The sequence below is a fragment of the Pseudoalteromonas sp. Of7M-16 genome, assembly GCF_022347805.1.
GTDB classification, from domain to species: Bacteria; Pseudomonadota; Gammaproteobacteria; order Enterobacterales; family Alteromonadaceae; genus Pseudoalteromonas; species Pseudoalteromonas luteoviolacea_F.
Genome location: NZ_JAKRFY010000002.1, coordinates 89,140 through 112,213, shown reverse-complemented (window position 1 = coordinate 112,213; position 23,074 = coordinate 89,140). Strand labels below are relative to the sequence as shown.

At 43.0% G+C, this 23,074-nt stretch carries 18 protein-coding genes; 11 read left to right on the top strand and 7 right to left on the bottom strand.

Going from position 1 to position 23,074, the window contains the following annotated elements; translation table 11 throughout:
* Positions 1–27 precede the first annotated feature (27 nt).
* The 3 genes from MHN81_RS02475 to MHN81_RS02465 all read right to left on the bottom strand — a co-directional run bounded on the left by MHN81_RS02475 (position 28) and on the right by MHN81_RS02465 (position 3,540).
* Entirely contained in the window at positions 28–1,038 is a 1,011-nt protein-coding gene (locus tag MHN81_RS02475) for a GTP-binding protein (protein ID WP_239424954.1), read from the bottom strand.
* Positions 1,039–1,253: 215 nt separating this feature from the next.
* Entirely contained in the window at positions 1,254–2,669 is a 1,416-nt protein-coding gene (locus tag MHN81_RS02470) for a sodium:alanine symporter family protein (RefSeq protein ID WP_239424953.1), read from the bottom strand.
* A gap of 148 nt (positions 2,670–2,817) precedes the next feature.
* On the bottom strand, positions 2,818–3,540 hold the full coding sequence (locus MHN81_RS02465; protein ID WP_239424952.1) for a metal-dependent hydrolase: 723 nt from the start codon (positions 3,538–3,540) through the stop codon (positions 2,818–2,820).
* 318 nt (positions 3,541–3,858) lie between these two features.
* Between MHN81_RS02465 and MHN81_RS02460 the strand changes: the two genes are divergently transcribed.
* The 4 genes from MHN81_RS02460 (at position 3,859) to MHN81_RS02445 (ending at position 9,691) form a co-directional block, all read left to right on the top strand.
* A complete protein-coding gene (locus MHN81_RS02460; protein WP_239424951.1) occupies positions 3,859–5,334 on the top strand; it encodes a hypothetical protein in 1,476 nt (491 codons plus the stop codon).
* A 155-nt stretch (positions 5,335–5,489) separates the two neighbouring features.
* On the top strand, positions 5,490–5,804 hold the full coding sequence (locus MHN81_RS02455) for a hypothetical protein (RefSeq protein WP_239424950.1): 315 nt from the start codon (positions 5,490–5,492) through the stop codon (positions 5,802–5,804).
* A gap of 262 nt (positions 5,805–6,066) precedes the next feature.
* The gene (locus tag MHN81_RS02450) at positions 6,067–8,856 is read left to right on the top strand and encodes a collagenase (protein WP_239424949.1); all 2,790 of its coding nucleotides are present in this window, start codon (positions 6,067–6,069) and stop codon (positions 8,854–8,856) included.
* Between the two features lie 115 nt (positions 8,857–8,971).
* Complete coding sequence (locus tag MHN81_RS02445) at positions 8,972–9,691, top strand: transporter substrate-binding domain-containing protein (protein ID WP_172642418.1); 720 nt, start codon at positions 8,972–8,974, stop codon at positions 9,689–9,691.
* 31 nt (positions 9,692–9,722) lie between these two features.
* On the opposite strand, the gene gloA is transcribed toward MHN81_RS02445, so the two are convergent.
* The 4 genes from gloA to MHN81_RS02425 form a co-directional block, all read right to left on the bottom strand.
* Positions 9,723–10,163, bottom strand: coding sequence for a lactoylglutathione lyase (gene gloA, locus MHN81_RS02440; protein WP_239424948.1), 441 nt, complete (start codon positions 10,161–10,163; stop codon positions 9,723–9,725).
* A gap of 74 nt (positions 10,164–10,237) precedes the next feature.
* Positions 10,238–12,187, bottom strand: a complete 1,950-nt coding sequence (locus tag MHN81_RS02435; protein WP_239424947.1) for a pre-peptidase C-terminal domain-containing protein — start codon at positions 12,185–12,187, stop codon at positions 10,238–10,240.
* 5 nt (positions 12,188–12,192) lie between these two features.
* Positions 12,193–12,870: a DUF1566 domain-containing protein gene (locus tag MHN81_RS02430; protein ID WP_023400412.1), complete on the bottom strand. Its 678-nt coding sequence runs from the start codon at positions 12,868–12,870 to the stop codon at positions 12,193–12,195.
* The gene (locus MHN81_RS02425) at positions 12,867–14,366 is read right to left on the bottom strand and encodes an ethylbenzene dehydrogenase-related protein (protein ID WP_239424946.1); all 1,500 of its coding nucleotides are present in this window, start codon (positions 14,364–14,366) and stop codon (positions 12,867–12,869) included. The genes MHN81_RS02430 and MHN81_RS02425 overlap by 4 nt, the downstream gene beginning before the upstream one ends.
* 160 nt (positions 14,367–14,526) lie before the next feature.
* On the opposite strand from MHN81_RS02425, the gene MHN81_RS02420 reads away from it, so the two are divergent.
* From MHN81_RS02420 to MHN81_RS02390, 7 genes are all read left to right on the top strand, one after another.
* A complete protein-coding gene (locus MHN81_RS02420; protein WP_239424945.1) occupies positions 14,527–15,714 on the top strand; it encodes a GGDEF domain-containing protein in 1,188 nt (395 codons plus the stop codon).
* A gap of 74 nt (positions 15,715–15,788) precedes the next feature.
* Positions 15,789–16,847, top strand: a complete 1,059-nt coding sequence (locus MHN81_RS02415) for a DUF2066 domain-containing protein (RefSeq protein WP_023400415.1) — start codon at positions 15,789–15,791, stop codon at positions 16,845–16,847.
* Positions 16,847–17,551 carry a DnaA regulatory inactivator Hda gene (gene hda / locus MHN81_RS02410; RefSeq protein WP_023400416.1) on the top strand — a complete coding sequence of 235 codons (705 nt, stop codon included), beginning with the start codon at positions 16,847–16,849 and terminating at the stop codon, positions 17,549–17,551. Before MHN81_RS02415 ends, hda begins: the two co-directional genes overlap by 1 nt.
* An 84-nt stretch (positions 17,552–17,635) precedes the next feature.
* Complete coding sequence (gene pheS, locus MHN81_RS02405; protein ID WP_023400417.1) at positions 17,636–18,616, top strand: phenylalanine--tRNA ligase subunit alpha; 981 nt, start codon at positions 17,636–17,638, stop codon at positions 18,614–18,616.
* Positions 18,617–18,629: 13 nt separating this feature from the next.
* Positions 18,630–21,017 carry a phenylalanine--tRNA ligase subunit beta gene (gene pheT / locus MHN81_RS02400; RefSeq protein ID WP_239424944.1) on the top strand — a complete coding sequence of 796 codons (2,388 nt, stop codon included), beginning with the start codon at positions 18,630–18,632 and terminating at the stop codon, positions 21,015–21,017.
* 2 nt (positions 21,018–21,019) lie between these two features.
* Complete coding sequence (gene ihfA / locus MHN81_RS02395; RefSeq protein ID WP_023400419.1) at positions 21,020–21,319, top strand: integration host factor subunit alpha; 300 nt, start codon at positions 21,020–21,022, stop codon at positions 21,317–21,319.
* Between the two features lie 140 nt (positions 21,320–21,459).
* Positions 21,460–23,058 (top strand): EAL domain-containing protein, encoded by a 1,599-nt coding sequence (locus MHN81_RS02390; protein WP_275446913.1) that lies wholly within the window; start codon positions 21,460–21,462, stop codon positions 23,056–23,058.
* Positions 23,059–23,074 lie beyond the last annotated feature (16 nt).

Sequence of the window (23,074 nt, the reverse complement as noted above, 5' to 3'; positions counted from 1 at the left end):
ATTTAATACGGTGTTGTTGTTAAGCAATTAGCGATGGGACGCCAAGCAATCAAGTAGAGTGGCCTCTATATCTGGACAAATACGATTGCCGATAACTTCAATGCGGCTTTCGCTACATTCATCCAACTCGATTTCCGTTGTGCCATCAGCGGTTTTGTTATAACCAAAAATGCCTTGTGCTGTGATAAACACGGCTTTTAATCGCAAAGCATCTACACCTGTGATAAATGTGCGTAACTTAGCTCGGTCAAAAATTTGATCCGGTGCGAATCGCCATCCAACGCTTGCGAAGCCTTCTCCCTCATTTTGGGCGCTAAGAAACCCCTCTTCTGGAAACGGTTCAGCATTAATATCACGAGATGAATCTGTTTGGTGATGATGATGGTGGTGGCAGGGCGGCTTGGTAGTATTTTGCGTTTGACCACTCAACCACCGAGGGTCTAACTGACCATGCGAACAAAACTGCACCGTTTTGTCGTTAAAGTTTTTGTCTGCTAAATAGTTCTCAAGGGTTGTTTTATGGTGTGCGTTGTACAAATCTAGTTTATTACCAACAATCACGTCTGAGATAGAGATTTGCTGATTAAAAGTAGGATGATCTGTGAATCGTTTGTCTTCTAGATTGCGAGCATCGACTAGCGTGATAACTTTTTCGAGGCTGAGTAGTTGCTGGTAATAGTGATTAGACAGCAACTGCAATACTTCTAAAGGATGCCCAAGCCCCGTTGGTTCAATAAGTAACCTGTGTGGGTTGGCTTCTTTGAGCAATTGATTCAGGGCAATTTGCATCGGTAAGCCCGATGCACAGCACATGCAACCGCCGGGGACTTCTCGGATAAACACTTGTTGATCTTTTGGTTTGCTAAGTAAGTTGCCATCAATACCAATTTCTCCAAACTCGTTAACAAGAATAGCCCACCTCTCGTTTTCGGGTTTGTGACTAAGAAGATGTGTGATGGCAGATGTTTTGCCTACACCCAAAAAGCCAGTGATGATGTTGGTTGGGATCGCGGTGATCGGCTCTTTGTTACTTTGCATTGCTTGCTCCAAATTATGCTCATTAGAGTGACGATTGCGCTCTAGTATATTTGAAATGTTATACTATAACAATTGTTGTTATTCACCGAATAGTAATGGAGTTGGTGGTTGGCTTTCATAAATGGCAGCTGAGACGTTGTGATTGAAACAGTGAGGGAATGCGGGGAAATCAAAAAAGCGGCAGATTGACCGCCGCTTTTTTTAAAGAGCAAATATTAATTGCGCCAAATTCCTTTAGGTAGGGTTTTAGCTATCTCTGGTCGACTACTAGGGTCAAACTTAGGCGTTTTGCCTTCTTTTAGCTGTGCCCTATAGTCTTTGGCAAGCCAAATAACAATGCCAGATAGCATAAATAGCGCAGCGACGTTAACAATGGCCATTAGGCCCATAGAGATATCTGCAAGTGTCCAAATAAGGCCTAGTTCACCTACGGCACCAAACATCACCATGCCTAACACACAAATACGGAACACCATCATCGCCATTTTGTTCTCTTGTAAGAACATCAAGTTGGTTTCAGCGTAACTGTAATTTGCCACGATAGACGTAAATGCGAAGAAGAAAATAGCCACTGCGATGAAGATTGCACCCCATTCACCTACGTGTTCAACCAACGCGGCCTGTGTAAGCGCAATACCAGTTACGCCTGAGTCGGGCACAAGCTGGTTTGAAAGTAAAACCAGTGCCGCCGTCGCACTACATATAACAATGGTATCTACGAATACACCAAGCATTTGTACATAGCCTTGTGATGCTGGGTGGTTTGGGTTAGGCGTTGCACTGGCCGCAGCATTTGCGGCGCTACCCATACCTGCTTCATTAGAGAATAAGCCGCGTTTAATACCTTGGATCATAGCCTGCATGACTGCGTAGCCTACTGCACCACCAGCGGCTTGCTCGAGTCCAAAGGCGCTATTGATGACCTGCATAAATACTCCTGGGAGCAGCTCAAAATTGCTGAAGCAAACATAAAGTGCCACCATCAAGTAAGCCAATGCCATAAATGGCACAACAAGCTCAGCAAAACGAGCGATGGTTTTAAGGCCACCAAAAATGATGACAGCAGAGCCAATAACCAGCAAAATACCCATTACATACTTAGGTACATCGAATGCCACTTCAAAAGCTGCTGCAATGGAATTTGATTGTACTGCGTTAAATACTAAGCCAAAAGCTAGGATAAGACAGAGTGAGAACAAGATCCCCATCCAACGCTTGTTAAGGCCGTATTGCATATAATAAGCAGGGCCACCGCGGTAGTTACCCTCTTCATCTTTGATTTTATAAAGCTGAGCTAGTGCACTTTCAGCAAAGCTGGTCGCCATACCAATGAGTGCAATTAACCACATCCAAAAGATTGCGCCAGCGCCGCCTAAATAGAGTGCAACAGCAACGCCCGCCATATTACCAGTGCCAACACGTGCTGCGAGTGATGTACAAAAGGCTTGGAAAGAGGAGATCCCTTCGCCTGCGTTATTTCGGCTATTGGCCATGACTTTGATCATGTGTGGAAACTGGGCAAATTGAATAAACCCAAGTCGTATTGTAAAGAAAACACCAGCTGCGATGAGTAGATATATAAGAATATGTCCCCACAACAGGCCGCTGATTTGGTTAAAAAACTCAGCCATCGGATATCCTTTATTTAAGGTAACGAATAATTTTGAGGGCGTAACTTACCACAAATTGGCATGTATACGAAATTACTACGCCGAATTCAAATGTACAGTAAAGTTTGCATAGACCTCACTTACAGGGCCTTTGGCGGTAATGTCGCGACTAAGAAAACAGTTTAGGCCAAGATAGATTTTCTAAGTCAGGAAAAAAGCTGAGTGCTTGCAGTTTATCTGACCAGTCAATGAGCAGTGATGTAATGTCGGCAAAATAAGGCATAGCAAAGTAAATACAGCCAGCTGACACAGCGACCTGTGACAAGGAGGTAATAGGGTACCTTAAATCGAGCAGTTTCATTGCCGTGCCAAAAGAAGCCTTGAGCTCTTTATTGTCAATGTCGACGCTATAGCACTCATCTAAGATCAGGTGTGTTAGCGCACCCGTGCATACAAAAATGCTGGTCAACAATGCGGTGTGTAATGAGGTACTGAACAGAATAGAGCCGTGAAATGTAAGCAAACTAAACATCACAACGGCAGATATTGAATGCAGTGTTGCTCGATGGACCGTAAAGTGTTCAAAAATGGGTTTTATGAGATACATAAAGGTGACGTAGACCAGCAATCCTACTAACCAAGTTTCAGTCACCGAACTAAATTTGTAATTGAGTATAAGGATACCAGCAACCAAAATTGCAAATACGCTAAACAGACTATTCAAGGATCTGGATTTGTCTGAATCAAGATCGGGTAATAGACCTGCAAGTGCACCAACGATGAACAGTCCAAGTGCCCCAAAACCATTGATCTCTCCCATACTAAGCAACACAGAGCTCAAAGTCGCACTCACTACAGTCGATGCTTTAAGGTGAGTAGAAAAATTTGCCATTTTACTTCCAAGTAATTGATTAAGTTAACGAATAAAGGACACTTTTGATTTTCGTCTAGTGTACAGCAAAAGTGACCTTGCGCACACGCCTAAGTGTGACATGAAGTAGTTTGAAGGAGTAATTGCGAAAGTATGCTGAGTTTATCGTCAAAGATATTGCATTGAGGTGTATAGCTTACACTTGGGACTGTAATAAGGTGTAATGTTCTTTATTCATACAGTTGGCTAGCCTAAAGCAATTAAGCACGCATAGACAAGCGTATTAGCCGAAATTCCATGTTGAGCCTGTCAATAAATGACACTAGGAGTGAGCCTACAATGCACTTTCTCAACCCCATGTTGCAAAATCACCCGATGGAAAGCTCATTTATTCAGACATGGCTTAATCGACTTGCGGATAAATACACACCGTCTCTAATTCAATCTTATGATAACGTCTGTGCCCACGTTGAATCTGGTCCCTATATTGATATTTACGACGCTCGCCATGGCAGCGTCATATATCGAGAGTTTTCAGAGGTTTTAAACACGGTTGAGGCAATCTCTATCTATAATGGTCAATTACTGGGTTTTGGCTCATTTGCTGATGTTTATGGCAGTGCTAAATCTCATTCGGCGATGGTGAGACTGCATCGGTTGCCGCCCGGGGAAGCCATTGCGCCGAGTTGCGTTAACGTGCACTGTTATCTTGTGGAGTCTGCATTGTGTCGACATTATGCAGATCTTGGTTTATTTGGCTTGTGTGGCAGTGCAAAGCGGGTACTCCAAGATTATAACTTAGATTATGTACACAACGCGCTTGATTACTTAAATTGCAGTTTAGACAAACATGACTGCTTATTCTGCTTTGGTTTAGATCCATATTTGCTTAATTGGGGCAAGCCTTTGGGGGAGCTGAATGTAGCGGCGCTTGATGCGCTTGATTTGGGTCGTCCAGTTTGTATTGTTAGCAATAACTTTTCAGTGGCTTTTGTCAATTCTGCGCTAATCAACCAAATCAGGCAAAGTGCGATTGGTCACTCACCTTCGTTCAAGAGCTTTATTGATTCAATAAACAAGCATGGCTACGTCAACGCTGAGGGAATGTCTATGTTGCCGTGGGCATTCAGTGAAAAAGAGTTATTATGGCATTTGAACGCTTTGCCAGAAACATTCGGTGCCATAGTTGAACTTGGGCGTAAACAAGGTGTGAGTCACTTTGAAGTGGCACTACAAAGCCACTTTGTTGATCTCTTGTTCAAAAACCTGGTATCGAATGAGCCCTCTCAGCGGGCTTTTTCAGCTTACTATACATATCAAAGTTACATAGATGAATTGGCTCGCTTGGATCACTGTGAGGTGATGAAGACTCCACAGTTAACGCGTTTGAATAAGACCACTTCCGTCGCTCTGACGGTGGGTCGCTTAGCCACGTGTGGGTATAAATGGGTACATGACTATCACTATGACGAGCTATTTGTGCCCTGTAGCAGTATTTTACGCAACGGCAGTAATTTGTGCTTACACAGTGACTTTCCTCGAGAGCCTGTTAGCCCTCTCCGGCTAGCAGAGATAGCAACAGAGCGTGACATTGAGGCTATGCCCCACAACTACTCTTGTGATGAGCGGACACTTGACCCTGGACAATGTATTACTCCAACAGAAGCGCTTAGGGCCGTTACCCATGGTGCCGCATGGCATGCAAAAATAGCTAGTTTTAATACTGAAGGCGGCGCTGCTCATTATATGAAACTTGACGGTGATCCGCTTTGTGATAAAAAAAAATGGCGAGATATCAAGGTCACATTGCTCTAGATTGTAGCGAATGTATTCAAAAACACATTTAGATACGATTTGTATCCAATTCGTGACGGATCTTCAATCAAAAAAGTGCTTAAATTTAAGCTGTAATGGAGTGTAATAATTTCATATGTCACAATGAAGTTAAGTTTCAGTGCTAGGGCGCAATTATGATTGTAACTATATTTAAATCATTATTTTTTAAAGCTTTGAAGAATGAAGCTAGTAGAAAAATAGCTAAATCCGTGGTGGATGGGTGTGTCGATAAAGGAGTCGACTATTTAAAAAATCGCGGACAAGCGAATACCTCTGAGAGCACTTCATTTGATACCTATGGTTTAATTACTGGGTTAAATAATCTGACTAAAAGAAATTTACCTGATGGTGACTACCCATTGCGGCTAGAAAAGCAGACTTTGCTTGTCACCATGCGAAACCAAGGTATTGTTCATATTCAATATTTAGATAACTCAATGACGCAGTAATTTGTCCAACTTAACATCGCATACCTATTGGGCTGATATGTGTTTATAAGCTCCTCGTTTAACCTGTTTTAGCTGAGTAACATCGATGCTAAAACACGTGTCTTTTGAAGAATAATTCAGTTTTCTAAATACCAAAATAAAGAATTTAATACGCTGTTTATGAAATAATAATATATAAAATATATTGTATGCAATATTGCGTTTATGTTAAAAAAGTGTTCCCGGTTAGCGGGTTTGGATACACACATAAAAAGGTAATATTATGAAACTAAAAGCAATTGCTTTATCAATGCCGCTGTTGGCATGTAGTTTACAAATACATGCTCATGACGCTGCACAGCGTACGTTTAAACCATTGACAACATCACAGCCAATTCAATTAAGCCATGGTGACGAGCATAAGTCACAGCATCGTGATGACTCACCAACGGCGCAAACTGAATATAGGCATAGCACACAAACTATTTTAACAACACCTATGATGGTATCTGCGAGCAATGTCGCTGTACTTCAATGCGATATTAATCAACTCGCGCAGGCTGGTGCTGGTGATATTGCAGCAGCAGTAGTGCAACAAGGTGCAAGTTGCGTCAATGAATTATTTAGTGCCTCCAGTACGATTCAAACATCTGTATTTACCACAGCTAAAATGAGCGCAGCTGCACAATATGCAAAGTCATTGGCTGCTAACTACGATGGCAACGGCAGTGCGGAACTTGAAGCGTTATTTCTCTTTATTCGAGCAGGGTACTATGTTGAGTTTTACAATGATTCAGTCAGTTTTGGCGCTGAGTTAAAGGCGGTTGTGCGCAGTGCCATAGACGGTTTTGTTAATAATCAGCACTTTTATAACAATTCTGATGCCCACGGTGAGGTGCTCAAAGAAGTCATCACCACAATGGACTCGTCAGAAATGCAAGACATTTACCTACCTGTTGTAAAATCTTGGTTAAAAAAATGGGACCAGAGTTATGCGGACAAGTGGCATATGCGTAGTGCGGTAAATGGAGTATTTACCATTCTTTATCGAGGCCAATGGAACAATGAATTTGTGACATTGGTGCAATCGGATACCGATCTAGTCGCAACGTTAGAAGCATTTACTAAGCAAAGTTGGATGATTGGTTCAGACGCAGAATACTTGATAGTAAACTCAGCCAGCGAGCTGGCGAGACTAAAAACTTACAAGAATGCGCCTATACAACCGCTTATCGATACTGCTCTAAAAGGGCTTTTTAGCCGTTACCAAAGTTTTGGCTACGGTGATGGTATATGGTTGGCAGCTGCCGATGTCGCCACTTACTATGCGGATTGTGAAACGTTTGGCATATGTAATTTTGAACAAGCACTGACGGAAAAGGCGCTGTCTCAAACTCATCAATGTAGCCCCACGATAAGGATTAGATCACAAAATATGACACCGGGGCAACATCTTTCGGCTTGCCAAACAATGGCGTTAGAAGAGACCCGCTTTCATAACATGTTAGCTACCAATCAAATCCCTGTAGCCGATGACAATAACACCATGCTGCAAGTTAATATTTTTGATAGCAGTGGTGATTATGGCAAATACGCCAAAGCGATATTTAAAATAGACACCAATAATGGCGGTATGTATCTCGAAGGTGATCCGAGTAAAGTCGGCAACCAAGCAAACTTTGTAGCCTATGAAGCGAGCTATGCAAAAGCGGATCACTTTGTATGGAATCTAGAGCACGAGTATGTTCACTATCTTGATGGCCGATTTGATTTATATGGAGATTTCAATGCGCCAACAGAAGCCATCGTGTGGTGGAGTGAAGGGGTGGCTGAATATGTTGCTAACTTAAATGACAATCAAGCGGCCATTGATACCATTAAAGATGGCAGCACTTATCGATTGAATGAAATTTTTTCGACCACGTATGCTGGGTTCGATCAGGATAGGATCTATCGCTGGGGTTATCTGGCTGTCCGCTTTATGTTCGAACGGCACTTTGAAGAGCTCAAAGTCATGCTCTCTCAAACTCGGCAGGGAAATTGGTCAGGTTACAAAGCCACCGTTGATGAGTGGGCACAGCGTTATGATCAAGAGTTTACGCAGTGGACGCAGGAGCTCGCTGGGGGTAGTGACAACAAAGCGCCGATTGTATCAATCAATGGTCCTTATTCTGGAAGCGTCGGCAGTGACGTAGTATTTAGTAGCCAAGGTAGTTCCGATCCGGAAGGTCAAGCTCTGTCTTACTTGTGGCAGTTTGGTGATGGTAATCAAAGTACGGATGCAAACCCACGACATAGCTATCGTAGTGCAGGAACTTTCAATGTTTCACTAACAGTGAGTGATCCGCAAGGTGCGCAAACCAGTGCATCGACTACCGTTTCAGTATCTCAAAGCGGTGATGAAGTCGTTGTATTACAAAAGGCACAGGCAGTTTCGGTAGCTGGACAGCAAGATGCGTTAAAATACTTCAAGATTAACCTACCTGCTGGTGCGACGGATCTGTCAGTGGCAATGTCTGGAGGAACTGGTGATGCAGATCTTTATGTTAGACATGGGCAACTCCCCACACTGAATGACTATGACTGTCGTCCATATGTCGGCGGCAATGCTGAGCGCTGCGACATTGCACTGCCACTAAGTGGTGACTACTTCGTTATGTTGCGTGGTTACAATGCATTTGACAACGTCACATTAGTTGCCGATTTCACAGGGCCTAGTGCAACTCTACCAGATGTATGTAAAACTCAAGGCGGTTTATCTGGTGGAAGAGTGACAGCGGGCACACCAATTTGTATGGCAAGCCAAGAGTCACTGTGGTTTAGCTTGGAGAATGTTCAAGGACAAGGCTCAATTAGTATTGAAACTGCGCATGGCAGTGGAGACCTTAGTTTAGAATATAGCAATCAAGGTTGGCCAAATGAGTCAAATGTGGAAGCTCGTTCGACAAATGAGGGCAATGGGGAGTGCATCAACTTATCTGGGCAAAGTCAGTACTGGGGGTATCTCAAAGTATCCGGTACCCATCAGGGCGCAACGCTACTTGTTAAGTATAATGAGGGGAATTGCAGCTAACTTTATTGTTTAAAACTTGATGACTGAACGGCGACAAGATAAATTTAATCTTAGAACCGTTTAGTCATTATTAGAGTTTATGTTGCTAAAGATACTTTTGCTGTGTGGGGTTGTCTTGACGTCATTAAAAGTGATGGGGGCGCAACCTGAACGACTCAATCTGTATACATATCATGATAAGCCGCCTTATATAGAGAGCTTAACTGCTAAAAAAGGCCTGTATTTTGATATCGTCAATTTGCTGAATGAGTTTCAGCCAAATATAAAATATGAGCTGGTGCTTTTAACAAAAGAGCAGATCCGCCAAGCTCTGGATAGAGACCGCTTGGAAGGAGCTGTATTAGGTGTAAACCCGGCATGGTTTGGCGATATTGAGCTGCAAAAGTTTATTTGGAGCGATCCACTTTTTTACGATACAGATGAATTTGTCTCGAGTATCAAAACCCCGTTTGAGTACCATGATCAAACGTCCTTACATGGCAAAAAATATGGCGGTGTTGAAGGGTACTTTTATCCAAAATTAGCTGAAGCAGAACGACGCGAAAAGCTCACACGTGTTAATGCAAAAAGTGAAAAGCAGCTGCTAGAGCTTATTTTACAGCAACAACTGGACTTTGCGGTTGTAAGCCGACCGACATTTTTTTACTTTGCTAAGAAAAACGGCTGGTGGACGAGTCTGTCACTGTCACATCAAGCTCATCAAAAGTACTACAGAGCACTACTTGTGCCAAAATCGCAAAAGCAAAAATTTACCCAGCTACTCAATACAACGGGCTCGATAGGGTTCAAAAAATACATGAAAGAGTTGGTGAGCTCTTACCATATTGCGGATTGACGTAGCGGGCTTGATACCCGCTTTGATTTAGTTACCAAGACCCCGTGTTTGGCATTGAAAGCCAAGGCTCTTGAGGGGGAAGTGGCTCATCTTTTTGTAAAAGTTCGATAGAGATCCCATCAGGTGATTGGATAAATGCCATATGGCCGCATCGAGGCGGGCGGTTAATGGTCACCCCTGCTTGTTGAATTTTTTCACAAAGGGCATAAATGTCATCGACTGCAAATGCGAGATGGCCGAAGTTTCTGCCACCAGTATAATCTTCGGTATCCCAGTTATATGTAAGCTCAATGGTAGGTGAGAAAGTTTCTTTTGCTTGTTCAAGTTGACCTGGTGCTGCTAAAAAAACCAGAGTGAATCTACCTTTTTCGCTTTCTTTGCGTTTGATTTCTACGAGCCCCAATAGGTCGCAGTAAAACTTAAGTGATGCGTCTAAATCTTTTACGCGCACCATGGTATGTAAAAAGTTCATAAATTGCCCCTTGTGATTATGCCCAACATAATATGGGCAATCTTCAACTTCACAAGAGGCAAATTGTGCTTTGATTAATATTCAGCGCTGAGTGTTACGCCACTATATGCCTCATACGCTCTAACACCTAAGTGCCATGTGCCCGCACCAGGGTTGGTAATGGTACACGTTTCAGTATTACCATTTTCGTAAGGGCGGCACTCATAACTTGATGTAGTAGGTTGACTGTTTAAGCGAATATACAGATCGGCATCCCCCGTACCACCACTAATTTTAACTGTGAGCTTACTGGCCCCTGCGGGTACTTCAAAAGTTTTGAAGTTCCAATTAGATTTGTTCGCTGAAAGACCTGTCCATTGCTGCTTGTTACCCGGGTTAGTTACTGTGCTGTAGGAGCCAACCAAAGAAACACCACTATACGCGGCATATCCATTAAGCATGACATAATAAGTACCAGTTTGAACTGTTGAGATAGTACAAGACTCATTATTGCCATCTTTATATGGACGACAGTCATAACTGGATGTTGTTGGCTCTGCGCCAAACTTAACATACATGTCGACATCACCAGTTCCACCGCTGGATGTGAAAGACAATTGATTAGCATTGGCTGGTACGTCCATGGTGTAAATGACTTTGCTGCCTTTTGCTCCGCTCAAACCTGTGGCAGGTACGTCATTTTCAAGCACATTGGGAAGCGGTTTATCTGGTGTATCAATGATGGATAATCCTGTTGCACTTTGCACCAGAGGTAATACGTCACCTAGCCCACTTGCATACCACCAGTTTACGTTACTTGGCAGTGCAAGAGGATCCGCAGCACGTTGTTCGCGAGTCAAAGTATTCGTGGAAGAAGCAAACTGAGCAGTTCTCACTTCCATTTTTGACGGGGTAACGGACAAAACTTTGAATTGCTGTATGCTTGCAAGGTCAATGGTCCATGATTTTGGGTCATTGGCTGAGCGTGCTGGTGCTCCCCAACTACCTTCTCCAACATAAACTGTACCGCCGGTTGTGGTTTTGACAAAGTTGCTGCCCGAAGGTTTTAACGCTTCGGTAATTTTGTTGATATGGGTATCTGATTCAACCACTAAGTTCATTGCATTGTCGAAAAAGCTGTTTGCCCACCAAGTATGTAAAATGGTGTTGTCCGACTTGCCTGAATAGTGCGGGTACATAGGTTTGTGGTATTGCGCGACGCGCCATTTAGCATTGCCACCTTGGCTTTGTAAGTCTTGTTTTAGCCAATTGTTCATGGCTGTCGCATAGCTTGACCAGCCGCTGTTTTTATATTGGCTATTTAACGTATAAACACGTAAGAGATTGGTCACATTAAATGCGCCATAGGTGTCCTTATTGGTACATTGGCCATCGCTATCATAATCGACACCAAATACTTGGCATAACGTTTTGTAGTTATCGTCTTCATGATTACCATGGGTGGCAATAAATGGGTAAACTCGTTTATAACTTTGTCCGCCTATTTGGTCGTTAGAGAAAGTCAGTTGCCAGTCTTTGAGGTACTCTTTCATCTCTGAAGCTGAGTTGGCATTGGTATAGTCGCCACCGTGCATAATGAACAGGGGACGAATTTTCGCAACCATTTGATTTCCGGCACGACGTGTTGTCCAACCAGTCCGTGTGTCACCGCCAGCAATGGCAACAAAGCCAGTTGATGTTGTATTTGGCGCAGTTTTAAACCACAAGTGCTGGCCACATCCTGTGCTATCACAGACACGATAATAGATGGCTGAGTCAGCAGGCAGCCCAGTTAGTTTGACAAATTGGCTACTTAAACTGCCGTCAAAGGTATGGCTAGCGGTTACCGATTTGGTTGTCCAGCTGGACTCGTTTGTACTTGTGCCATATTTGACGACATGGTTTGACCCGCCGGCAGGCGTAAATCCAATAGTAGCTTGGCTACTCGGGTTTCCATCCCAAATAATACGATGATAATCACTACCAGCATAGCTGGTACCTGCCATGAGTATCGTTGACGTGAGGCCTAAATAAAGCGCTCTCATAGTGCTTATTCCTGTTTATGTTGTGTAATAGTTGTGCGACGACTTATCTGCGGTGAAGTATTTGCTGCTGGTAGATCTGCGACCAGCATCACAAATGCGGCGTTTCGATATGGGAGTGTATAGCGCTTACCAAAATGAAAGTTAATTGCGGTAGCGCCAACCCCTTTCTGTCGATATTGCTTTGGCAAAGGCTGATTATGTTCGGATGTCCAATAGTCTCCCTGTTTGATGTGAATAAAAAAGTCATTGGCGATATGAGGTTGAGCCGGCGATGTTGGGTTTTGAATTAAGCTGCTAAGCTCGGTGGCCGTGGGCAATCGCCAATTACTTTGATCACAGAGTGTTTGTTCATTGGTGCGACGGATCAGATCGCTGGTATCGCAGCGATCGGGTTCATAGTAACAGTCACCGAAGTTGCGCTTCCCTTGCACGCCATCAAACCAAGAGTAAGTCCAATAACCATCATGGATGCTTTCGTTGTCAGTTTTTACTTCCCACAATAATTGATTTTGTTTATCTAATACGCAGGCCCAAGGGCCCTGCCAAGGCGAGAGGTGTACACCGTCATAGGTCACTTTGGTAAAGCGTTTATGTTGGCTCAATTTGGGTTGAGCTTGCGGCAATAAGCAAATACCGATGAATAGGGTAACGATTATGGCGGATAGTATGAGTCTTCGGATCACAGTGAATACCTCAGCTTGATTGCTTTTATGTGGCGTGTATGCGCAATTTGTGCGTGATCAAACGCCGATACCCACATACATGTGCCTGTTTGCAGTGGAATGTCATACTGAGAGTGAGTATTGTGTTTTCTAACTAGTTCCAGCGTCCAACGCCCGTTAGACCATTCCCCTCGGGCTCGAACGTCAGCTCGATCGCCTTCAAATCGATTAGAACGATACAAAACGGAAGGTAAAAAAGTACCAACTGGATAGGTATCTTGTGTTTCCTGATAGGGTTTAGAGCCAAACCAAGGCAGTACTTCTAGGTGTGATTGCGGCGTATTAGGCAAGCGTTTTGGCGATATGCCTTTGGCGCTGTACCATTGCCAATTCATTACATAAGCACCGCTTTCTTTTCCGTCTGCTTGATATCCTGCTGAGTATCTGCGCTTGCCCTTGAGGTGCTCACTAGGTGGACCTATAAAATTATCATCGGCTAGGTACATGTCATTGGTCCTAACCGCCTTCCAGTGCCATAAGTCACGAACATGGCCGTCTAAGCTGGCGTGATAACCTTTGCCGTGCCAGTTTTTAGGCTTGTTTTTGATTGGCTTATCGCCAGAATGAAAGGTTTTGTCTCCAGCGATTTCGCATCCACTTGAAAGCATCACTGCAAATTTATCTTCGTAAAAGGTGCGCTCGTCAAATCGATAAAAGCCATTTTCCTGTACCTGCCAACCATTGTCTGTTTTTAGCAAGGGTAAGTGATTGGTACTTTTAGACTCATCTAGCCAAGATATCAGAAAGTAGCTCTCATATTGATTTGCCAGCGCTTTTATGGACACTTGCGTTGCACCATCGGTAAAGTTTGCGCCACCTATGGTAGTCACAGTAAAGGTGGGAGCTTGTTGCCACTGAGGTTCATTGGCTTTTCCATCAATGTCGATGAGTACCGAATCTTCAATGGTTAATACATTTAGCTGATGGCTGGCATTTAGGGTCAACGTATGAATAAAATATCCAACTGCGACCAAGCAGACTATCCCACTGCAGTGGCGCAAATTTAAGCGTTTAGGAAGTAATACTGACAGTACGGTACGACCTTTTTGCAATATGTACATCCACGCATGCAAAACGAAATAGGCGATCATCAGCCACATTGCAATTTGGTGGATAGGCCGAAAAATTTGGCTGTAAATATTTGCCCAAATACACCAACCAGATAGTGTAGCAGACAGCAGTGCGATATAACCTAGATAGTTTATCAATTTGTGATATGTTGAAGGATAGCTTCGCAAGGGGCTACGAATGGAATAGCAAACGTAGTATATAATTAGGAGTGTAATACCCACTGCAAAGCCCAGATGCCATATATGCATCGCACCTTGCGGTAACAAGACAGAGATAGGTGTTAACCAATCTTGACTAATGATGGCAATTCTAAAGCCTGTTATGATGTTGCCGATAACCACAAGAATGGCAACCACATGCAAGACAATGAATGTTTGTCGGTCCATGAAGGTGTTCATATAATTATTGTTTTTGTAAATTTAGTGTAAATTATAATGTTTACATAAATGTGTCATTTTTCAAATACTGCAAAAGGTTAAAGTTTTGACTAAACTTTGAGCAGTTAGGCTTAGTGAATAGCGTCAACAAGTTACAGAGGGATACGCGATGGAAAAAATAGCTGTAGAGGCAGTAGATAGCGGCTATGTGATCGATAGCATGACGGACATAGTAGCGTGTTTGAATACATCTGATTCAATTCAACGCTTCTTATTGGATATTCATTGCATCTTACAAAAAGTAACCTACGCAGATAATTTTTATGTTGTTTTATATCAAGAGAATGGCCGTTTATCTTTCCCATACTTTCACGATGTAAAAGATGATATTCAAGCAGAAGAGCTGGATAATCTGTCCTTAGACGATATTTCGCACTCGTTGACTGCATTTGCGTTAAAGTCTCACAAGGTATGTAATTTTAAACAAAAAGACATAGAGCAGTTAATTGAATCAAATGAGGTCAGCATACTGGGCTCGGTGCCAAAGCAGTGGCTTTGTTTTCCGCTAGTTAACCGCAATCAACATCTTGGCGCGTTTATTATTCAGTCTTATCGAAAAGAAAATGAATATTCGGGAATGATTGTGGACGTGCTGTACACCATTAGTCATGTGATCTCCTCAGCGCTTGATGCATTCAATAATCAACAGGCCTTAATTGAGGCCAACCGAGCGTTGCAAAATTACCAATCTGAGTTGGAAGTGAAAGTGCAAGAGCGCACCTCAGAGTTAAAAGAAAGCTTAAACAAATTGGAACACGAAATAGAAGTCAGGGAATCACTCCAACAACAATTAGAGCATGACTCTTTGCATGATAGCCTTACGGGACTTGCCAATCGAAAGTATTTATTTAAGGAGTTGGAGCGACTGTCAGCACGTTCACAGCGTAATGACACGTTAGTTTATATTTTATATCTAGATCTTGATGATTTTAAGCCTGTAAATGATAACCATGGTCATCAAAGTGGCGATCTTGTGCTCAAAACGGTAAGTGATCGTTTAATTCAAACATTGAGAAGCTACGACTTTATTTGCCGATTAGGTGGTGATGAGTTTGTAGTAATGTTGACAGAACAAATAGAGCGCCAGTCACTGACTTTACTTGCTGAACGCATGTTACAATCACTCTCTGCACCAATTAAATTAGACTCGGGTATTGAGGTGCAGTGTGGGTGCAGTATTGGTATTGCATCAGTCATTAATCAATCATTTGATGCTCAGGCATTAATCCATGATGCGGATCTTGCCCTATACGAAGCAAAAGGCAGAGGGAAAAATCAGATCTATTTTGCCAAGTAAATGTATCGCCACAGCTTTACCAGCGTGTATGATTGCATTAGGATCAAACTTTATTTTTGTTTAGATGGTTGCTAATGGCACAAAAACTCTTCTTAATTTGTCTATTTTGGATGTGCGGATCCGCGATCGCGATAGAAGTAACAGATCTATATGAAGCAACGCTTGTGGTGGATGATAAAACCCGTGCGACCAGAGCGAAAGCGAGTCAAGATGCCCTTGATCAAGTAATTAAAAAGCTCACGGGCAAGGCGGGACACAGCAATCACCCTTTGATCAAAAAAAGTAAGCGGCGGATCTCTGACTATATGCTCAAGTATGAGTACATAGAGCACAGCAACCAAGAACTTAAGATCCGAGTGCGATTTGAAGCTGAAAAAGTTGAGAATTTAGTTCGAGAAAGCGGCTTTGGCTTGTGGGGAAATAGACGCCCACTAATTGCTATTTGGCTCGTCATCGAAGACAACCTACGAAGAGACTTTGTCACGCAAGAAAGTTATCCGCAGTTAGAGCGTCTAATATACGACACAGCAGCGGAGTGGGGGATCCCAGTGGTTGTGCCACTGATGGATCTAACTGATCGCGCTCAAGTTGGAATTGCAGAGGTGTGGGGAAATTTCTCAGAGCCAGTTGAAGCGGCATCGGCGCGTTACAACGCAGAGCGGGTGATCACAGGACGTCTTTTCAAACAACCGAACTCAAGCAGTTGGCAATTAGATTGGCGTTATACAGACGCGGATATGTTTGAATCGGTGCAACTGGTTGGCGATAAACAACAACTACTTATCGCCATGGTCAACGACATGTCAGCTGCGTTGGCGAGCGAATATATTATTGACCCAACTAAATCATATGCGACGAACAGCACAGTGATCACTGTGGATGGGCTAAGGACCTTTGACAAAATAGAACGAGCTAAAAGAGAGTTATTGACCATTAGTACAGTAAATAGCGTCGATGTGATTTATCGCAACAAACAACAAGTGCAGTTTGAAGTAGAACATTTATCGTCGGTATCAGATTTGCAAAAGTCACTCAAATTGGAGCAATCTTTTGAGGTTTATGTTGACCCACGAGCCTTTCACCAAGTGGTAAGCTCCTCGAATTTAAGGTATAGCTGGGTAGGGCAGCAATAATGTTAGATCCTATGCAGTTAGCTTTACCTGTTACTTTGCCTGATGATGAAACCTTTACCTCCTATTTTGGAGGTGAAAAATCACTGGAAGTAACGCATTTAAAAAAAGCACTCAGTGATATTCAAAAAGACTTTCAGTTTACTTATTTGTGCGGTTTAGCTGACTCTGGCAAATCGCATTTGTTGTACGCAACATGTATTCATGCGCAGGAGCTCGGGCTCTCAACTATTTTGTTATCGCTGCGTGAAGTAATTAAATTTGGCCCGGATGTGCTAGAAGGGTTAGATGCATTGGATGTTGTTTGCATAGATGATGTTCATTTAGTCGCTGGTGATGACGCGATGGAAAAAGCACTATTTAATTTTTTTAACCGTTTTAACGAGGCTGGAAAGTGTCTTGTTATGACCGCCGATTTACTACCTAACATGCTCAATATTACACTGCCGGATTTAGAATCGCGCCTTACTTGGGGGACCACGTTCCAAATTCGTTCGATGAGTGATGATGACAAAGCTGAAGCATTGGTTAAGCGTGCGAACATGCGGGGGCTTGAATTAAGTGACGAATGTGCTCGATTTTTACTGACCAGATTAAGTCGAGATATGCGCGCATTGTTGGATGTTTTAGACAAGTTAGACCATGCATCTATGGCTGCACAGCGAAAACTTACCATTCCTTTTATAAAAGCCACCCTAAAGCTGTGAATTTGGGCTAGAATCTAGCCCTATCTTTCAGTTATCATAACTGATTCAGAAAAGGCAAATTACCTCAACCAGATCAGGTATAGAATGAACTTAGAGAATATTTTAGCGCAAGCGCTTGAAGCCGTTTCAAGTGCGAGTGAGATTGCGCAACTTGAGGAAGTCAGAGTTAACTACCTTGGTAAAAAAGGTGAGATTACTGGGCTACTAAAAACCCTAGGCAAGCTAGCGCCTGAAGAACGCAAAGAAGCAGGCCAAGTAATTAACCAAGCGAAAAACCAGGTACAAACTGCAATTAACGAAAAGCGTGAAGCACTTGCAAACGCCGCACTAGAGCAAAAACTTGCAGCAGAGACCATCGATGTGACTTTACCAGGCCGCGCAGCACCAGCTGGTGGACTACACCCGGTAACTCGCACGATTGAGCGTATTGAATCATTTTTTGGTGAGCTCGGGTTTGCCGTGAAATCTGGTCCTGAAATTGAGGATGATTTCCATAACTTTGATGCTTTGAATATTCCTGAGCATCACCCAGCGCGTGCTGACCACGATACGTTCTACTTTAATCCAAAGTTAGTGTTACGTACGCAGACAAGTGGTGTTCAGATCCGTACTATGGAAGCAGAGCAGCCGCCACTTCGCATTATTTCTCCTGGCCGTGTTTACCGTAATGACTACGACCAAACACACACGCCAATGTTCCATCAGGTTGAAGGCCTAATGGTTGATGAGAATGTGAGCTTTACTGAATTGAAAGGTATCTTGCATGATTTCCTACGTAACTTCTTTGAAGAAGACATGGAAATTCGCTTCCGTCCATCGTATTTCCCGTTTACTGAGCCATCAGCAGAAGTTGATGTTAAAGGTAAAAATGGTAAATGGTTAGAAGTATTGGGCTGCGGTATGGTGCACCCAAATGTATTGCGTTCGGTTGGCATTGACCCTGAAAAATACACTGGTTTTGCCTTTGGTATGGGTGTTGAGCGCTTAACAATGTTGCGTTATGGCGTGAACGATTTACGTGCATTCTTCGAAAACGATTTAAAATTCCTAAACCAATTCAGATAAGAGCGAACCAAAAATGAAATTTAGTGAAAAGTGGCTAAGAGAATGGGTTAATCCAGCTATCGATACGGATGCTCTATCTGAACAGCTATCTATGGCGGGTTTAGAAGTAGACGGTGTTGACCCAGTAGCAGGCGATTTTGACGGTGTAGTGATTGGTGAGGTTGTCGAATGTGGTCAACACCCAGACGCTGATAAACTGCGCGTAACAAAAGTGAATGTCGGCGAAGAAGAGTTATTAGACATTGTATGTGGTGCTGCAAACTGTCGTGCAGGCTTAAAAGTTGCGGTTGCCAAAGTTGGCGCTGTTTTGCCTGGTGGCTTCAAAATTAAAAAAGCAAAGCTACGAGGCCAGCCATCACACGGTATGTTATGTGCATTTGAAGAGCTGGGCATGGCTGAGAGCTCTGACGGCATTCTAGAGTTACCGGCAGATGCGGCTATTGGTCAAAGTATTCGCGAGTATTTTCAGTTAGATGACGTTACTATTGACGTTGATTTAACGGCAAACCGCAGTGACTGTTTAGGCATAAAAGGTCTAGCACGTGAAGTTGGTGTGCTAAATGGTATTGACGTTAAAGAAATTGAAATCAACACCGTTGAACCAACAATTGACGACAAAGTAGAGATTGAGCTGGTAGATAGCGATGCATGTCCTCGCTACTTAGGTCGTGTGATCAAGGGCATTAATCTTGAAGCTGAGTCACCTCTGTGGATGGTTGAAAAACTACGTCGTTCGGGCATTCGTTCTATTGATCCAGTTGTTGATGTGACTAACTACGTACTACTTGAGCTTGGACATCCAATGCATGCATTTGACCTTGCAGCGATTTCTGGTGGAATCAAGGTACGTAAAGCGCAGCAAAATGAAGAGCTAGTCTTGCTTGATGGCAATACGGCTAAATTAAACACTTCTACATTATTGATTGCAGATCACGAAAAAGCGCTAGCGATGGCGGGCATTTTCGGTGGTGAGGCATCGGGTGTGAAAGAAGGTACACAAGACATTCTGCTTGAAAGCGCATTTTTCAATCCATTAGCAATTGCTGGTCAAGCGCGTAGCTATGGATTACACACTGACGCGTCGCACCGTTATGAGCGTGGTGTTGACTATCAATTGCAACGTGATGCAATGGAGCGTGCTACAGCACTGTTACTAGAGATTGTAGGCGGTGAAGCAGGCCCTGTGGTTGAAGCTGTATCTGAGGCAGACTTACCTGCGTCTAAGTCGGTAGCGCTACGTCGCGAACGTTTAGACCGCGTAATTGGTTATCATATCGAAGATTCTAAGGTAACGGACATTTTGACTCGCCTTGGTTTAGATGTGTCATTTGAGTCTGGTCAATGGCAAGCACAGGTACCAAGCTATCGCTTTGATATCAGCATTGAAGAAGACCTAATTGAAGAAGTAGCACGTGTATTCGGTTACAACAACATTCCAAATGTTGCGCCGACAGCGGCACTTAAAATGACTGATCACCAAGAAGCATCAGTACCAGTAGCGCGTTTTCGCAATGAATTAGTTGCCAGAGGTTATCAAGAAGCCATTACTTATAGTTTTGTAGACCCTAAGAAACAGGCACTTCTTCACCCTAGCAGTGATGCACTTGTGCTACCTCACCCAATTTCAGTAGAAATGTCTGCAATGCGTGTGAGCTTAATGCCTGGTTTAGTCAATGCATTGGTTTATAACCAAAATCGTCAGCAATCGCGTATTCGTTTCTTTGAGCATGGCTTAAAGTTCATTAAAGATGACAGTGCAGAAAATGGCGTACGTCAAAGTGCGGTACTTGGCGGCATCGTTTACGGCAATACGCATAATGAGCACTGGGGCATTGAAAGCCGCAAGGTTGATTTCTTTGATATTAAAGGCGATGTTGAAGCATTACTTGCAGTTTGTAATGACCCTGCTAGATTTAGCTTTAAAGCAGAAGCGAGTGATGGACTACATCCTGGTCAGTCAGCGGCAATTTATGCTGATGGCGTAAAAGTAGGTTTTATTGGCGCGATACACCCTCAACTACAAAAATCGTTAGAACTAAATGATACAGCGTATGTTTTTGAGGTAGAAGTTGATGCAATTGCACAAAGAAAGCTGCCAGAAGCCGTTAGTATCTCAAAATTTCCATCAAATCGCAGAGATATTGCTATTTTAGTTGCAGATGATGTAAAAATAGGCGATATTTTAGAAAGCATTGAGAAAGTTGGCGGAAATCAATTAGTTGACCTAAACTTATTCGATGTGTATAAGGGCAAAGGTATTGAACCCGATTATAAGAGTTTAGCCATCGCCCTAACCCTACAAAACGTTGATAAAACGCTCGAAGAGAAAGATATCAATGAAGTTGTAGACAGAGTCGTGGCCGAATTGGCCAAACAATTTAATGCATCGTTGAGGGACTAGATATGGCGCTTACTAAAGCCGACATAGCTGAACACCTATTTGAAAAACTGGGGATAAATAAAAAGGATGCCAAAGACTTAGTTGAAGCGTTTTTTGAAGAAATCCGCTCAGCGCTTGAAAATGGAGAGCAGGTAAAGCTTTCTGGCTTTGGCAATTTTGACCTACGTGATAAGAAACAACGTCCGGGTCGGAACCCAAAAACTGGAGAAGATATACCTATTTCTGCAAGGCGTGTTGTAACTTTTCGACCAGGACAGAAGTTAAAAACTCGTGTTGAAGTAGGCACAAGCAAAAACCTGTAATAAGCTAAGTTACTGGCATTTAATGCTGGGTAATTGAGGCTTCCCTCAAAGGGTTTACTCGCAAGGGTAAACCCTTTGTCATATATTGGTAATAATAAGAATCTACACTTTCGTCACCCCTATCAGCTTGGAAATGTGAATTGCGTCAGAGAGTATCTGGTTGGACAAGCCGCACAAAAAATATTGTTGTTTCTTGGCTGATTTGCTCATTTCTTTTTGGTCTTCTCACTACTTTTATTTATATCCAACACACTGAGTCAGAAAAAGCGGATGTCAGGTCCATGGCACAGAGAGTACTCATTGACTTCGGCTCACAGTTAGATAGCGTTGATACATTCTTGCGCCAGTCAGACAGTATTGATGTAACATGTTCGGATACCACTATCAGACGAATGAGGCAGTTTGTCTTTAAGCACCCAGCAATCAGTGAAATTGGTATTGTGACACCTAAAGGTGAGTTGGTGTGTAATTCATTTGGCGTGTTGACTTCACCTATGTTCATTGAAGAGCCGCCTAAAAAAAGAGGGCTGCGGTATCATGGCCCCATCATTTCTGAATTTTTACAGGTCTCCGCTTTTGTGCTCGCTAGAACTCGCCATGATGGGTATGAAGTCAATGCGTTATTGCCGACAGATTGGATCAATGACCTTTTGCATCTAAGTAAATATAGTGAATTAGATTATATTGCCATCGTTGACAGCGACTCTGGTGTGCCAATATTTTTGCAAGGTCGATATAGCTTGCCACTGGGCCACAGCCTCTTTCCATCATCTCAAAGCAGTGAGTTTGAAGGGGGATTTGATGATCAGTCACGCAAATTTATGTACATACAGCCATTTAAAAATGTGCCTCAACTATCTGTTATTGTGAGCAAGAGTACTCGACGTATCCTCACTCCGAGCCCAATGTGGCTGGTTGTATTGTGCTTAATGTATGTGATTTCGTGGGTTGGGTTGGTATTGCTGCTCAATTACTATGATCAGCGCCTTCTAAGTAGTCGGGTATTGCTGCTAAGTGCGATAAATCGTGATGAGCTATTCAATGTATATCAGCCTTTGGTCGATGCACATAATCAACACATAGTTGGCGCTGAGGTGCTGATCCGGTGGATGCATCCATTAGAAGGTGAACTTGGTCCCGCTTATTTCGTTCCTGAAGCAGAGCGTGATGGAACCATACTAGAGATGTCTCTGTATCAAATTGACCGAGCCATTGCCGATCTGAGGCCTATTTTAGTGGCTAATCCAAATTTTAAAGTGTCATTTAACGTCAATGGTTTTTTGCTGGGCTGCCCAAGTTATATAAAAAAATTGTGTGAAGCCAAAGAAATATTTCCTCGTCTTACCGTAGAGCTGACAGAGCGGGACATGTTGTCTCAAGCAAAAATTAAATCAGTATTACACCAACTGGTTGATCTCGGAGTCGAAATCGCCATAGATGACTTTGGTACTGGGTATTGTGGCCTGCAATATTTACAAAGCTTTCCAATCGATTTATTAAAGATAGATCAGAGTTTTGTGGCGTCTATTGGGCTTGATAACCTACAGTCTCCAGTATTGAATGCGGTGATAGAAATGGCTGAAAAGTTAGGCAAAAAGCTCATAGCTGAAGGAGTTGAGACTGAACTACAAGCTAAGTATCTAAAAGTGCGCGGCGTGTCTGTACATCAAGGATGGTATTACTTTAAAGCCCTCAGAATAGAAACCTTTAAAAATCAGTTAGCACTGGAGGATAGATAATTGAGAAAGCCCCAAA

Bases quoted from the DNA above. Each gene is read 5' to 3' on its own strand.
- gloA (WP_239424948.1), bottom strand. From the start codon at position 10,163: ATGAACTTTTTACATACCATGGTGCGCGTAAAAGATTTAGACGCATCA.
- pheS (WP_023400417.1), top strand. From the start codon at position 17,636: ATGAACTTAGAGAATATTTTAGCGCAAGCGCTTGAAGCCGTTTCAAGT.
- MHN81_RS02455 (WP_239424950.1), top strand. From the start codon at position 5,490: ATGATTGTAACTATATTTAAATCATTATTTTTTAAAGCTTTGAAGAAT.
- MHN81_RS02425 (WP_239424946.1), bottom strand. From the start codon at position 14,366: ATGGACCGACAAACATTCATTGTCTTGCATGTGGTTGCCATTCTTGTG.
- pheT (WP_239424944.1), top strand. From the start codon at position 18,630: ATGAAATTTAGTGAAAAGTGGCTAAGAGAATGGGTTAATCCAGCTATC.
- MHN81_RS02460 (WP_239424951.1), top strand. From the start codon at position 3,859: ATGCACTTTCTCAACCCCATGTTGCAAAATCACCCGATGGAAAGCTCA.
- MHN81_RS02415 (WP_023400415.1), top strand. From the start codon at position 15,789: ATGGCACAAAAACTCTTCTTAATTTGTCTATTTTGGATGTGCGGATCC.
- ihfA (WP_023400419.1), top strand. From the start codon at position 21,020: ATGGCGCTTACTAAAGCCGACATAGCTGAACACCTATTTGAAAAACTG.
- MHN81_RS02435 (WP_239424947.1), bottom strand. From the start codon at position 12,187: ATGAGAGCGCTTTATTTAGGCCTCACGTCAACGATACTCATGGCAGGT.
- MHN81_RS02475 (WP_239424954.1), bottom strand. From the start codon at position 1,038: ATGCAAAGTAACAAAGAGCCGATCACCGCGATCCCAACCAACATCATC.
- MHN81_RS02470 (WP_239424953.1), bottom strand. From the start codon at position 2,669: ATGGCTGAGTTTTTTAACCAAATCAGCGGCCTGTTGTGGGGACATATT.
- MHN81_RS02465 (WP_239424952.1), bottom strand. From the start codon at position 3,540: ATGGCAAATTTTTCTACTCACCTTAAAGCATCGACTGTAGTGAGTGCG.
- MHN81_RS02420 (WP_239424945.1), top strand. From the start codon at position 14,527: ATGGAAAAAATAGCTGTAGAGGCAGTAGATAGCGGCTATGTGATCGAT.
- MHN81_RS02450 (WP_239424949.1), top strand. From the start codon at position 6,067: ATGAAACTAAAAGCAATTGCTTTATCAATGCCGCTGTTGGCATGTAGT.
- hda (WP_023400416.1), top strand. From the start codon at position 16,847: ATGTTAGATCCTATGCAGTTAGCTTTACCTGTTACTTTGCCTGATGAT.